The sequence below is a fragment of the Nonomuraea sp. NPDC050227 genome (assembly GCF_044459705.1).
GTDB lineage: Bacteria > Actinomycetota > Actinomycetes > Streptosporangiales > Streptosporangiaceae > Nonomuraea.
Map to the genome: position 1 here is coordinate 555679 of NZ_JBITJF010000002.1, position 14001 is coordinate 569679.

The 14001-nt window shown below is 69.6% G+C and carries 8 protein-coding genes; 5 read left to right on the plus strand and 3 right to left on the minus strand.

Features of this window, described 5'->3' with window-relative positions; translation table 11 throughout:
- Positions 1-6: 6 nt before the first annotated feature.
- A complete protein-coding gene (locus ACIBK9_RS09795) occupies positions 7-453 on the minus strand; it encodes a MarR family transcriptional regulator (protein ID WP_352350701.1) in 447 nt (148 codons plus the stop codon).
- A 103-nt stretch (positions 454-556) separates the two neighbouring features.
- Between ACIBK9_RS09795 and ACIBK9_RS09800 the strand changes: the two genes are divergently transcribed.
- Positions 557-3790 carry an efflux RND transporter permease subunit gene (locus ACIBK9_RS09800; protein ID WP_397156676.1) on the plus strand — a complete coding sequence of 1078 codons (3234 nt, stop codon included), beginning with the start codon at positions 557-559 and terminating at the stop codon, positions 3788-3790.
- A gap of 113 nt (positions 3791-3903) precedes the next feature.
- On the opposite strand, the gene ACIBK9_RS09805 is transcribed toward ACIBK9_RS09800, so the two are convergent.
- Positions 3904-4281 carry a hypothetical protein gene (locus ACIBK9_RS09805; protein WP_387675307.1) on the minus strand — a complete coding sequence of 126 codons (378 nt, stop codon included), beginning with the start codon at positions 4279-4281 and terminating at the stop codon, positions 3904-3906.
- 450 nt (positions 4282-4731) lie between these two features.
- On the opposite strand from ACIBK9_RS09805, the gene ACIBK9_RS09810 reads away from it, so the two are divergent.
- Positions 4732-10503, plus strand: coding sequence for a LamG-like jellyroll fold domain-containing protein (locus ACIBK9_RS09810; protein ID WP_397156678.1), 5772 nt, complete (start codon positions 4732-4734; stop codon positions 10501-10503).
- Between the two features lie 371 nt (positions 10504-10874).
- Entirely contained in the window at positions 10875-11249 is a 375-nt protein-coding gene (locus ACIBK9_RS09815) for a hypothetical protein (protein WP_397156680.1), read from the plus strand.
- A 132-nt stretch (positions 11250-11381) separates the two neighbouring features.
- Here the strand turns inward: ACIBK9_RS09815 and ACIBK9_RS09820 are convergent, their stop codons facing one another.
- Complete coding sequence (locus ACIBK9_RS09820; protein ID WP_352350685.1) at positions 11382-11576, minus strand: CsbD family protein; 195 nt, start codon at positions 11574-11576, stop codon at positions 11382-11384.
- A gap of 194 nt (positions 11577-11770) precedes the next feature.
- Between ACIBK9_RS09820 and purB the strand changes: the two genes are divergently transcribed.
- Both purB and ACIBK9_RS09830 read left to right on the plus strand, forming a co-directional pair.
- Positions 11771-13201 carry an adenylosuccinate lyase gene (purB, locus tag ACIBK9_RS09825; protein WP_397156682.1) on the plus strand — a complete coding sequence of 477 codons (1431 nt, stop codon included), beginning with the start codon at positions 11771-11773 and terminating at the stop codon, positions 13199-13201.
- Complete coding sequence (locus tag ACIBK9_RS09830; RefSeq protein WP_397156684.1) at positions 13198-13983, plus strand: GNAT family N-acetyltransferase; 786 nt, start codon at positions 13198-13200, stop codon at positions 13981-13983. Before purB ends, ACIBK9_RS09830 begins: the two co-directional genes overlap by 4 nt.
- The last annotated feature ends 18 nt before the right edge of the window (positions 13984-14001 follow it).

Here is a 14001-nt window from a genome sequence, read left to right on the forward strand (position 1 = left end):
GGCGGGTCATTCGTTGTAGAGCTTGTCCGCGACTTCGCGGATGCGGCGGGTGGCGTGGTCGAGGGCGCGCAGGGTCTCGGTGTCGAGGTGGGACATGATGCGCTTGTAGTGTCTGAGGCCCGCGTCGTTGATCTCGGCGATCAGGGTGGCGCCGGCGGGGGTGAGCTCGACCCGGCGCACCCGGCGGTCGTTGGGGTCTTCGTGCCGGCTGACCAGGCCCTGGGCGACCAGGCGGTCGACGATGCCGGTGACGGTGGCGAGGCTGACGCCGAGGGTGTGGGCGAGGTCCTGGCCCGAGGCCGAGCCGTGCGTCGACAGCTGCATGACGACGCGGAGCTGCCGGATGGTGAGGTTGGAGCTGAACAGGGGGGACTGTTGCCGGGTGAACAGTCTTCCCAGGTCGCGCTGTGTCTCGGTGATCCGGCGGATCAGGTCTTCGCGGTCGTCGCTCACGCTCACCTCTCGCTTCCTGAGAAGGTTATCAGGAAAGCTGGATCAGGCTAAATATTCGTATAAGGCAAAGTGTTAGTCTGGGGCGAACTTTGGAGGGGAGCCTATGACCGCTTTCGCCCGGTTGAGTCTGGTCAACCGCAGTCTTGTGATCTTGGTGGCGGTCGTGATCACCGCGTTCGGCGCGTTCACGATTCCGCAGTTGAAGCAGCAGCTCCTGCCGTCGTTGGCGTTCCCGGGCGCGTTCGTCATCGCGCCCTTCCCCGGCGCCTCGCCGGAGATCGTCGAAGACCAGGTGACGAAGCCGATCGAGGACTCCTTCCAGGGGATCCCCGGCATGGAGCAGATGACCTCCACGTCGAAGGAGGGCATGGCCCAGATCCAGGTGGCCTTCGAGTACGGCACCGACATCGAGGCCTCGCTGAACAAGATGCAGCAGGCCGTCGCCAGGATCACGCTCCCGCAGGGCGTCGACCCGCAGGTGGTGGCGGGCAACACCGACGACATCCCGGTGCTGGTGCTGGCGGTGGGCGACGGCGGCGACGAGCGGGCGATGGCCGACAAGCTGCGCCGGATCATGGTGCCGGAGTTGCAGAGCGTGGAGGGGGTGCGCGAGGCGACGGTCACCGGCACTCGTGACGAGGTCGTCACGATCGAGCCGGACGTCAAGAAGATGGCGCTGGCCGGGGTGTCGGCGGCGCAGATCCCCGAGGTGCTCAAGGCGAACGGCACGCCGATCCCGGCCGGGTCGCTGACCTCCGACGGCAGGTCGCTGACCGTGCAGGTGGGGTCGCGGGTCGACTCGCTGGAGAAGCTGAAGAACCTCTACCTGACCCCCGCGCAGCCCGTCCAGCAGCAGGCCCAGTCCCCGGCCCAGACGCCGGGGCAGGCGCAGGGCCGTCCGCAGGCCGGGCAGCCGGCCCAGACGGGCCGGGCGGCGCTGCCGCAGCAGGTGGCGCGGCCCAAGCCGCTCAAGCCGGTCAAGCTCGGTGACGTGGCCGAGATCAGGCGCGGCCTGGCCGACGCCTCGACGATCACCCGTACCGACGGCAGGACGAGCCTCGGCGTGTCGGTGACGATGACGCCCGACGGCAACGCGGTGACGATCTCCCACGAGATCCGCGAGAAGCTGCCGGAGCTGACGCGGTCGCTGGGCGACTCCTCCGACACGCAGGTGTCGGTGGTGTTCGACCAGGCGCCGTACGTGGAGGAGTCGATCGAGAACCTGACCACCGAGGGCCTGCTGGGGCTGGCGTTCGCGGTGCTGGTCATCCTGGTGTTCCTGCTGTCGGTGCGTTCGACGCTGGTGACGGCGGTGTCGATCCCGCTGTCGGTGGTGATCGCGCTGCTGGCGCTGTGGGCGGGTGACTACTCCCTCAACATGCTGACGCTGGGCGCGCTGACGATCGCGGTGGGCCGGGTGGTCGACGACTCGATCGTGGTGCTGGAGAACATCAAGCGCCATCTGGGTTACGGCGAGGCCAAGCTGCAGGCGATCCTGACCGCGGTGCGGGAGGTGTCGGGGGCGGTGACGGCCTCGACGCTGACGACGGTGGCGGTGTTCGCGCCGATCGCGATCGTGGGCGGCATGGTCGGTGAGCTGTTCCGGCCGTTCGCGGTGACGGTGGCGGTGGCGTTGCTGGCCTCGCTGGTGGTGTCGCTGACGGTGGTGCCGGTGCTGGCGTACTGGTTCCTCAAGGCGCCGTCGTTGTCGCCGGAGCAGGCGCGGGCCCAGCGTGAGGAGGCCGAGGCCAAGGAGCTGCGCAGCCCGTTGCAGAGGGCGTACCTGCCGGTGCTGCGGTTCGCCACGCGGTTCAAGCTGGTGACGGTGCTGATCGGGGTGGCGGTGTTCGTCGGGACGATGGGCCTGGCGGGCGGTCTGCGGACGAACTTCCTGGACTCCTCCGGGCAGAACACGATCTCGCTGACGCAGAAGATGCCGGTGGGCACCGATCTGGCCACGACGGACAAGGCGGCCAAGAAGGTCGAGGGCGTGCTGTCGGGGCTGGCCGGTGTGGAGACGTACCAGGTCAACGTGGGTGGCGGCAACGCCATGCAGGGCGGCGTGGGCGGTGGCGCGGACCGGGCGTCGTTCTCGGTGACGGTCAAGGACGGCGCCGAGCCGGCGACGGTGGAGCAGCAGCTCCGCGAGAAGATCACGGGTCTGTCCGGGGTCGGTGAGGTGACGGTCGGCGGCGCCGGCGGGGGCGGGTTCTCCTCCGACACGGTGAGCGTGATCGTGCAGGCGCCCGACGCCGAGTCGCTGCGCACGGCGACCGAGGCGGTCAAGGGTGCGATGGGCCAGGTGAAGGGTCTGCGTGACCTGTCGTCGAACCTGGAGGCCAGCGCGCCGCGCATCGAGGTCGCGGTGGACCGGGAGAAGGCGGCGGCCAAGGGGCTGTCGGAGGGTCAGGTCGGCCAGGCGGTGGCGCAGGCGTTCCGCGGCGCGCCGCTGGGTCAGATCACCCTGGACGGCCGCAGCAGCGACCTGGTGCTGCGCGGGGGCGATGCGCCCGAGGACGTCAAGGCGATCGAGGACCTGAAGCTGCCGACGGCGGCGGGGCTGGTGAAGTTGTCGTCGGTGGCCAAGGTGGAGCAGGTGGCCGGTCCGACGCAGGTGACCAGGATCGACGGTGAGCGTTCTGCGACGGTGTCGGGCAAGGTGGAGGCGTCGGATCTGGGCACGGTCACCCAGGAGCTGACGACGAAGATGAAGTCGGTGGCGCTGGGCGCCGGCGCCCGGTACGAGATCGGCGGCGCCTCGGCCGACCAGGCGGACGCGTTCTCCGACCTGGGCATGGCGATGCTGGCGGCGATCGCGATCGTGTTCATGATCATGGTGGCGACGTTCCGGAGCTTCGTCCAGCCGCTGATCCTGCTGGTGTCGATCCCGTTCGCGGCGACCGGCGCGGTGGGTCTGCTGGTGGCGACCGACACGGCGATGGGCGTGCCGGCGTTGATCGGCATGCTGATGCTGATCGGCATCGTGGTGACGAACGCGATCGTGCTGATCGACCTGATCAACCAGTACCGGGATCAGGGGCTGGGCGTGGTCGAGGCGGTGATCGAGGGCGGCCGGCGCAGGTTGCGGCCGATCCTGATGACGGCGGTGGCCACGATCTGCGCGCTGACGCCGATGGCGCTGGGGGTGACCGGGTCGGGCGGGTTCATCTCGCAGCCGCTGGCGATCGTGGTGATCGGCGGCCTGGTGTCCTCGACGCTTCTGACGCTGGTGCTGGTTCCGACGTTGTACACGGTGGTGGAGCGGGTGAAGGAGCGGATGGGGCGCAAGCCGTCCGCGCCCAAGCACGAGGCCAAGGTCCTCACGCCGACGTCGTGAGCGGAGCACCCCGGCGCCGACCTCATGCGGCGCCGGGGCCGGGTGGGGTCGTGGATGCCCGGTGCGAGGTTTCTCACCTCGCGCCGGGCATCCGGCCGTTCGGGGTGGGGCCGTCAGACGTCGGTGAAGGAGGCGCTCTGGTCGAACAGGGTGCGGAAGGGGTAGAGGCTCTCGAAGATGACCGCGCGGGTTGTGACCTGCGCGCCGCCGACCGCCCATTGCGAGGCGATGACGTAGTGGGCGTTGACGGCGATGTTGGCGCAGCCGGTGAGGTCGAGGTATCCCATCGGCTGGCCGGATGAGGTGGCGTGGCCTTCGCCTCTGCAGCCGTTGCCGGTCTGTCCCTTGGCGATGACGTACATGTCGGAGATCAGGTCGAGCCCGTTCTTGCTGGCGCAGAGCCGGATGGTCCAGCCGTTCTGCGACCTGTCGGCGCAGCCGCCGGCGGCGTGCGCGGGGGTCGTGGCGCCGGCCACGAGACAGGCGCTCATCAGGAGCGTGCTGAGTACTGCTGCCGCCCGGCGGAGGAGATTGCGGCGGTCGCGGTGTGTTCCGTCGGCATGGGGTATGCGTCGTTCCTTTCGTTGCGGGAATTCGGTGTTTCTGGCGTGGGGGCCAGGTGCTTCATATGTAATTTCTGCGGTCGGCGGGCGGCAACGTGTTCATGTGGTCCACAGCGGGCCGGGCTGTGGTGGTCATGGGGGACGCGGGCACCACAGTGCGCCGTGGAGGGCCGGTTTTGCAGGCGTGATCGCCTTGCCACTCCGCGTGTTGTGAGAATGGCAATTACCAGTAATTCGGCCAGGTACATCGTGCCGGAGAAGGCGGCCGTTACAGATTTTATGTTTACCTTATTGTGATCCCTGATCTTGTTGCCCGGCGATCTTGACCGTAGGTAAATCTTGTTTGCTAATCCAACTCGGCACAGATTGTGAGTGTCAGTGAACAAGTTAGTCAGCGCGGCAATGGTGAGCGGGAAGCCGCCCAGGCGCCTCGCCGTCGCCGCGACGCTCACGGTGGCGGCGTCGCTGCTGGTGGCCGGCGCCACGGTGGCGTCGGCCGATCCCGAACCGGCTCCGACCGCGACCTCCGCTCCTCCGTCGATGACGACCTTCCCCAAGCCGGAGGACCCGGACGCGCCGCTGCGGGCGGCGGTGGCCCAGGCGCGCAAGACCGGGCAGCCGGTGCCGGTGGAGGCGGCCTTCACCGAGTCCGCCCGCGTGTGGGCCTATCCCGACGGGCACCTGACCACCCAGGCCTACGACGGGCCGGTGCAGCTCAAACAGGCCGATGGCGGCTGGAGCCGGATCGACACGAGTCTGGTGGAGCGGGACGGCGTGCTGAGGCCGAAGCTGGCCAAGGCCGACGTGAGCTTCTCGCTGGGGGGCGACGGCCCGTTCGCCTCACTGGCACGTGACGGGAAACAGCGGGTCGCCCTGTCCTGGGGTGCGCCGCTGCCACGCCCGGAGATCACCGGCGACAAGGCCCGGTACGCCGACGCCGCCGGGCCCGGTGCCGATCTCGTGGCCACGGCCCTGCCCACCGGGTTCCGGCACGACGTCGTCCTGCGCGAGCGGCCCACGAAGCCGGTGGAGTTCCGGCTGCCGGTGGAGACCGACGGCTTGACGCTCTCGATGTCGAAGGGAGGCGGGCTGGCGCTGAAGAACAGCAAGGGCAAGACCGCCCTGTCGGCTCCGGCGCCCCGGATGTGGGACGCCGCCGCGGCCGACACCGCCGACGGCCGGCCGGGCCGCGAGGCCAAGGTCAGGACGAGCGTGGAGACCAAGGACGGCCGGACCGTCCTGGTGCTGAAGCCGGACCCGGCCTGGCTGGCCGACCCGGCCACCCGGTACCCGGTGACCGTTGATCCCACCACCACTCTGGGCGTCACCCAAGAGGTGGGGATCATGTCGCCCAACTCCCAGATCTCCCCGGGCAGGGTCGGCCGCCAGAACTACCGGTACTGCACCGGAACGTGGCCCAACCAGACCTGCGCCGACAGGCCGGAGACGCTGCGGGCGCTGATGGCCTTCGACACCACGTCGATCGCCAACCGGAACGTGCTCAAGGCCACCATGCAGCTGACCCTGCGGGCCAACGCCAGCTCCTGCCTGGTCAACTACCAGTCGATCTTCGCGCACCGGATCACCGAAGCCTGGGTGGCCGACGACACGTTCTGGAGCAGGCAGCCCGCCACCACCCCCGACGGTCGCGCCTCGATCAATCCGTGCATCCAGCCGCAGACCGCCGGGGCGGTGTGGAGCTGGGATCTGACCGCGATGGCTCAGGCCTGGGCCGGCGGCACCCCCAACCACGGGCTGATGCTGCAACTGGGGACCGAGACCACCCCCGCCTCCAACGCCAGCGAGAACTTCGACTTCTGGGCGCAGATGTTCAACCAGAACGTGCCCAAGCTGAGCGTGGACTGGGTGCTGCCGCCGGAGATCCCGACCGTGGCCGCCGAGTCCATCGACTCTCTGAGCGGCAATGACGCCATCGCCCGCTCCACGGCGGTGAAGGTCACCTACAAGTCCGGCGTGCCCGAGGCCACCCCGCTCGACTACACCGTCAGTGTCAACGACTCCACCATGGCGCCGCCCCCCGCGCAGCTTCCCACCGGCGAGGCCGCCTACTGGAAGCTGGACGAGACGTCCGGAGCCGGCGCGGCCGACGCCTCCGGCCACAACCTGAACGCCACCCTGACCGGCGCCTACAGCCGCGTCCCGGGGCAGGTGGGCCAGGCTCTCAAGCTGTCGGGCGGAACCGGCGCCACCGCCGGGCCGGTGCTCAACACCGATCAGAGCTACACGGTGACGGCCTGGGTCAGGCTGGAGGACAGCGCCGAGGACCAGGTGGTCTTCTCCCAGCAGGGCGTCAACCAGCCCGCCTTCACCCTGGCCTACGCCCGCTCCACGGTGCCCGAGGTCGATCAGCGGTGGGTTCTCACCATGGTCACCCAGGACATCCCCGATCGGATCTACGAACAGTGGGCGGTCTCCAAGAACATCGCCCGGGTCGGCCGATGGAGCCATGTGGCCGTCCAGTACGACCAGACCGCTCACAAGATCCGCCTGTTCGTCGACGGGGAGCTGGCCGACGAACGCGATCACACCGCGAACTGGAACGCCCGCGGCGCCTTCCAGTTCGGCAAGGGGCAGATCGCCGGCAGTCACACGCCCTTCACCGGCGCGATCGACGACGTCCACGCCTACCAGCGGGTGCTGTCGCCGGCCGACCTGCGCACGATGGTCACCGCTCCCGGCACGACGACGAACAACGGCGTGCCCGCCGGTCAGACCCCGGAGAGGATCTTCTCGCTGGACAATCCGGCCAGCTTCAAGTTCGTGGTCAAGGCGTGCCGGACCGGGGTGACGCCGCCGTCGTGCAACGAGAGCCCGGCCTACCGCATCACCTCCGACGCGGCGACGCTGCCCACCGACACCGAGACCGGCATGGCCGACCCTGTCCAGCCGATCCTGTCCGGCATGGTCAACCGCCCCTCCGGCGGGCCGGTGACCGCCAAGTACTACCTGTACGACAACGCCGGAACCCCGGTCGGGTCGGCTCCGCTCGGGACCCGGAACGTCAATGGCGGCGAACGCGCCTCCTTCCAGATCCCGGCCAACACGGTCCAGCCCGGCACCACCTACAAGTGGCAGATGGTGGCCTGCGCCGTCGGCCAGGGCGGCACCACGACGCCGGGCGACACGCCGGCCCCCACGCCCACGCCGACGCCGACCCCGACGCCGCTTCCCCAGGGGCTCGTGGCGGCCTACGGCATGAACGAGGGCGCCGGCACGAGCGTCGGCGACGTCTCCGGCAAGAACAACACCGGAACCGCCCAGAACACGACCTGGACCACCGGCAAGTACGGCAAGGCGCTGTCCTTCAACGGCACGTCCAGCAAGGTCTCCGTCCCGCACAACGCCGGCCTGGTGCTGCCGCAGGGCATGACCATGTCCGCGTGGGTCAACCCCACCAGCGTGAGCGGTTGGCGCAGCGTCGCCTTCAAGGACTACACGGGCGGCGTCGGCTACGGCCTGTACGCCTCCAACGGCACGGCCCCCAGCAGCTGGCTGCGTTCCGGCGGCGTCCACCAGCAGGTCGACGGCACGGCGGCGCTCTCCATCGGCACCTGGTCCCACCTGGCGGTCACCCACGACGGCACCACCGCCCGCCTGTACGTCAACGGGCAACAGGTCGCGCAGAAGGCCGTCGGCGCTCTGGAGGACTCCGGCGGCGCCCTGCAGATCGGCGCCAACACCAACTGGGGCGAGTACTTCGGCGGCGCGATCGACGAACTGCGCATCTACAACCGCGCGCAGAGCGCCGCCGAGATCCAGGCGGACATGCAGGCCCCGGTCGGCGCGGCCCCGACCCCGTCGCCCACCCCCACCCCGACGACCACGCCGACCGACCCCACCACGCCGACCACCCCGATGCTTGAGGAGGTCTGCACCCCCAAGACCGCCCCGGTCTCCTTCACCACCCCGGGCACGCCCCCGCCGCCCCCGGTGGAGGACGTGCGGCACCTGACCCTGGGCAAGGACAACTTCGTCATCAAGTCCGCCAAGACCGACCCGACCGCCTGTGGCGGCGCGCCCTGCACGGTGACCGACGACACGGTGATCCGGGTCGGCGGCACCGGCATCGACAAGACGGCCGCTGCCATCGGATTCAAGCTGGACGAACTGCCCGACGGGGCCGGCGTGTCCGAGGGCCTGCTCAAACTCGGGGCTCCTACCTGTGCAGGAGGGACTTGCCCGGCCGATGCGGTCATCACCGCGACGCCGTTGAAGAGCCCGGTCACCGGAAGCAGCAGAGGGTCAGATCTTCCCGGCGACGCCGATACGACCGGCACCCCCGACTCGCTGCCCTTGTCCGCTCCAGAGGCTGACATCGCGGGCAGCGAGTACCAGTGGCTCCTGCTCACCTCCGACAGGGACGAGGTGATCACCTTCGGCGAGACGACAGCGTCTGAGCAGCCGTCCCTGGCTCTCACCTATCTGCCGGCTGGACCGCCGAGCAAGGTGCTCAACCTCGCCACCCAGGCGGGGGACGGCGGCGCTGTCGCGAGCTGGGGGCTGCCCGAAACCAACGGCAGTGTGGCCATGCTCGACGGTTACGACGTCGAGGTGACCGACAACGGTGGCGCCGTCGTCAAGACCCTCGACGTCAAGGACCCGTACGCTGCGATCACCGGTCTGACGAACGGTTCGGTCTACACGGTGAAGGTGCGTGCCAAGACCGCTCTGGGGACCGGTGATTGGGAGAGTGCCTCAGTCACGCCCAAGGCGGTGCCTCCACCCCCCACGGGCAGGGACACGTGCGTCCTGGAACAGGGCAGCAGAGCGGTCGGCGCCCAGGCGGCCGGTGATTCGGGGGCTCAGGAGTACATCGCTCGCGTCAAGTCCTACTACGACGCGCAAGACGCGGTGCTGGAGGGGCGTGCCGCCACCATCTGGGACGCGCCCGGGGTCGTGCCGACCGCTTCGATCACCGCTCAGCTCTCGCTGCTGAACAGCCTTCTCCTGGACCAGCGCGCGGAAGCGCAGGCACTGGGTGAGTCGCGTGCGAGTTCTGCCGTGACCCTCGGCAACGCGGTCGTAGCGGCCGGGGACAACGGTACGGTCCGCGTTTCCGTCGAGACGAAGCGAACCTGGCAGACCCAGACGGCCGGCGCGAGCCGGTCGGCGGCAACCCGCTCGATCGGGTCCGGCGCATCTGGTCAGGTCGAGCCGAGCGAGTTCACCGTCTCGGTGTTCGTCTTCGACCGATGCGGCGGCCTGACCATCATCGAGCAGCCTCTGGAATGCTTCGAGGACTCCTCGGATCACATGGACCCCGGCGCCTGCCCCGGCTCCATTCCCGGCTCCCTTTCCCGGGGGCTCAGCACGCAGTCCGCATGCTCGAACGACCCCAACGATCCCTACTCGGACCCCGATGCGGACATCAAGAAACTGGTCGGGCAGTGCTTCTTCAACAAGGGCGCGCCCCACGGATGCTGGAACGCCGAGAAGCCGGGATTCAAAGTATCGGAGACATTGATAGCGAACGAATACACCGGCACCAGCAAGAAGCGCAAGGGGTGGGGTGTCACCGTAGATGCCCACTCATACTGGTTCGGGAACTACGGCGTTGAGCACGGGCCCACCAGAGACGTCTGGGATTTCGCCCACGACAACAACTTCCCCGCCTCCGATCGCGGAACGTTCGTCAACTACGTCCGAGTATGGCCGATGGAGAAGAAGGCGAACACCGCGGAAGCCAAATACATCAGGAACAACCTCGTCCTCAAGAGCATGGGCGAAGCGTGCTTCATGAACACCAAGTACGACAACGAGTTCGGCACCGCCATCGAAGTCGACGGCGAGCTTGCGCCGAGCGGGGGCGTGACGACCACCCACACCAGCTCCAGGGAGGTCACCTGCAAGTCGTACGAGGCCACCGGGCCGACCAAGCCGTCCAGCCCGAACCCGAAGGACGACTTCGAGCTTCAGCCGCTGTGGAACCGGCAGCGACCGAAGTCGGAGTGCTTCAACACTCTGCTGAAGTACTGCTCGATCGACGCGTACCGGCACGGCTTCAAGGCGGAGGTGACATTCTGCTATCACGTCAAGGCGCGTCAGGCGCGATGCATACCGTGGCAGTCGAACCAGTACTACAGCTGGTGGCTGAACTACTATAAGGGAACTCGATATGGCAGCACCTGACAGTCGATGATCGACTCCGGGTCATGCTGACGTGGGGCCTCCGGCTGAACGCGGAGGCCCCACGTCTTTTTCGGCCGAGCCCGGCCCCGCCGGTCATGGTGAGCAATGCTCATCTCTGCCGTGGAAACAACGACGAGCCGCGCGGCCGGGAGCGGACAAAGAGAAGGAGGACAAAGTAAAGCGTGCTTTCGGCGTCAGGCTCGGCGGTGTAATGAGCGGGCGGCCGGGTGTTTCGGGCGGAGAAATGCGTTCGAGGCCGGAAAATAAATTCCGCGCGGACGCCTTGACGGTTGCCGGTAATGGCGGGTCACGATGGAGGGGCCAGAGGAAGATGTCCTGTGGGAGGAAACGTGTTCAAGGAAGCATGCGCTGTGAGCGCCCTTGTCGCTGCCGCCCTCGCCCCTTCGATGGCCTCGCAGGCGCTGGGGGAGAAAGTCCACGCCACCACCGCCAGGCCCGCCACGTCGGCCGCGCTTGCCGACTGTGCCGCGGGCGGCGCCGCCGGTAACGCGCCCAAGTGCAAATACCTGGAGGAAGGCAACAAGCGGTGCTACTACTGCCGCGACAAGAAGGGCGGCGGGTACAAGAAGCAGTACTGCGAGCAGAAGACCAAGCAGCCGGAGCAGTCGACCGAGCGCGAGTGCAAGACCACCAAGGAGCCGATCACGGGGAGCCCGGACCGTACGTGCAAGACCTGCACGGACGCCAAGACCGGCAAGGTCCTGTCCCGGGAGTGCAACAGCTAGCCGACGCGGGGCCCGCGCTTCCGACGACGGTCCGGCCGGCCCGGTAGCGGGGGCCGGTGACCGGGAAGCGGGGGAGGCGGTGCGGTGCGAGGTCGGTACGACCCGCCGCGCCGCCCCCCAAGGCCGCGCCGGTCACTTCTTGAAGGCGTCCTTGACCTTCTTGCCGGCGTCCTTGACCTTCTCGCCCGCCTGCTTCAGGCCGCCTTCGGTCTGGTCGGCGCGGCCTTCGGCCTGGAGGCTCTCGTTGTCGGTGGCGTCGCCGATGTTCTCCTTGGCGCGTCCCTTGAGCTCCTGGGCCTTGTTGCGGATCTTGTCGTCGGTGCTCATGTTCATGCCTTTCTGGTCGGGTCCTCGCGACTTCCTGTACTTACCGGCCAGGGCGGGCGGAAACATGGCCCGCGTCCGGCCGGGCGCGTGACGGCGCTGGTCAGCGCCCCTGCGTGAGGGCGGACGCGGCCGCCGGGCAGCCTGTGCGGGCTGGATGCGGTGGGGGTGACGGGGTGTGAATAGACTTGTCCAACGTGACTTCCAAGCCGCGCATCCCGAACGTCCTGGCCGCCCGCTACGCCTCACCCGGGCTGGCCCGCCTGTGGTCTCCCGAGTACAAGATCATCGCTGAGCGGCGGTTGTGGCTGGCGGTGCTGCGGGCGCAGGCCGAGCTCGGGGTGGCGGTGCCCGAGGGCGCGGTCGCCGACTACGAGAAGGTGGTCGAGCAGGTCGACCTGGACTCGATCGCGGCGCGCGAGCGCGTCACCCGCCACGACGTCAAGGCGCGCATCGAGGAGTTCAACGCGCTGGCCGGGCACGAGCAGGTGCACAAGGGCATGACCTCGCGCGACCTGACCGAGAACGTCGAGCAGCTGCAGATCCGCGACAGCCTGCTGCTGGTCCGCGACCGTGTCGTGGCGCTGCTGGCCCGCCTGGCCTCCCTGGCCGAGGAGCACACCGCCACCGTCATGGCCGGGCGGTCGCACAACGTGGCGGCGCAGGCGACGACGCTGGGCAAGCGGTTCGCCTCGGCCGCCGACGAGCTGCTGGCCGGCTACCACCGGCTGGAGGAGCTGATCGGCCGCTACCCGCTGCGCGGCGTCAAGGGCCCGGTCGGCACCTCCCAGGACATGCTCGACCTGCTGGGCGGCCGGCAGGACAGGCTGGCCGAGCTGGAGGAGAAGGTCACCGCCCACCTGGGGTTCTCCCGGCGGCTGACCAGCGTCGGGCAGGTCTACCCGCGGTCCCTGGACTTCGAGGTGGTCTCGGCGCTGGTGCAGCTGGCGGCCGCGCCGTCCTCGCTGGCCAAGACGATCCGGCTGATGGCCGGGCACGAGCTGGTCACCGAGGGGTTCAAGGAGGGGCAGGTCGGCTCCTCGGCGATGCCCCACAAGATGAACACCCGCTCCTGCGAACGCGTCAACGGCCTGACCGTGGTGCTGCGCGGCTACGCCTCGATGGTGGGCGAGCTGGCCGGCGACCAGTGGAACGAGGGCGACGTGTCCTGCTCGGTGGTGCGCCGGGTCGCGCTGCCGGACGCGTTCTTCGCCTTCGACGGGCTGGTGGAGACGATGCTGACGGTGCTGGAGGAGTTCGGCGCGTTCCCGGCGGTGATCTCGGCCGAGCTGGGCCGCTACCTGCCGTTCCTGGGCACGACGAAGATGCTGATGGCCGCCGTGCGCGCCGGCGTGGGCCGCGAGCAGGCCCACGAGCTGATCAAGGAGCACGCGGTGGCGGCGGCGCTGGCGATGCGGTCGCGGGGCGCGTCCAACGAGCTGCTGGACCTGCTGGGCGGCGACGAGCGTTTCCCGCTGGACCGCGCCGAGCTGGAGGCGCTGCTGGCCGACCGGGTCTCCTTCACCGGCGCGGCTGCCGCGCAGGTGGCCGAGGTGGTGCGGCAGGTGGGGCAGGTCGTGGCCGAGCACCCGCAGGCCGCCGCGTACCGGCCGGGCGAGATCTTGTGATCCACCGGCTCGGCGACCCGGGCGCGCTGCGGGCCGCGTGCGGCGACGACGACCTGGTCGTGTGGACGGCCCAGGACCTGCGCGGCCAGGCCCGCGCCTGGGCGTTACGGCAGGCGGTGGTGGCCGCCGCCCCGGGCATCGCCCGGCACGACCGGCTGGCGGTGTGGGGCGACCCGGACGACGCGGCCGAGCTGGTCCGGCACGCGCTGGCCGAGCTGGGGCCCACCTACCGGCCGCTGGGCGAGCGGGAGCTGATGCGGCGGGTGGCGGCGAGGCTGGAGGGCGTGCGGGAGAGCGGCGCGTTCTCCTGGATGAGCCTGCAGGGGCCGCCCCGCGCCCGCACCGGCCAGGCCGGCGCGCCGCCCCTGGACGCCGCACCCCTGGACGCCGGCCCGCCGCCGGTGGTCGGCTGGCTGGACGGCGACGCCGAGCAGGAGATCACGGCGCTGCTGGCCGGGGACGCGCCCTCGTCGTACGCGGTGCCGGGCGCGGCCGGGGTGCGGCGCTGGGCGGGTGTGCGGGTGGGACGCGAGCTGGCGGCGGTGGCGGCCGACGCGTGGTCGGCGCCGTCGGTGGGTCTGCTGGCCGGGGTCGCCACGGCCGCCCGCTTCCGCGGGCGGGGGCTGGCCGAGCGGGTGTGCGGCTGGATGTCGTCCCAGCTCGTGGCCACGCACGGCCGCGCGGCGCTGATGGTGGACGACGTCAACGCCGCGGCGATCAAGGTGTACGAGCGGATCGGTTACCGCCGGCGCCTGGTGCTGGCCTGCCACGTCGCCGGCTGAACCCCCCGCTCGAAGGCG

Coding starts and splice junctions, on each gene's coding strand:
- ACIBK9_RS09805 (WP_387675307.1), bottom strand. CDS start 4,281: ATGAGCGCCTGTCTCGTGGCCGGCGCCACGACCCCCGCGCACGCCGCC.
- ACIBK9_RS09800 (WP_397156676.1), top strand. CDS start 557: ATGACCGCTTTCGCCCGGTTGAGTCTGGTCAACCGCAGTCTTGTGATC.
- ACIBK9_RS09820 (WP_352350685.1), bottom strand. CDS start 11,576: ATGAGCACCGACGACAAGATCCGCAACAAGGCCCAGGAGCTCAAGGGA.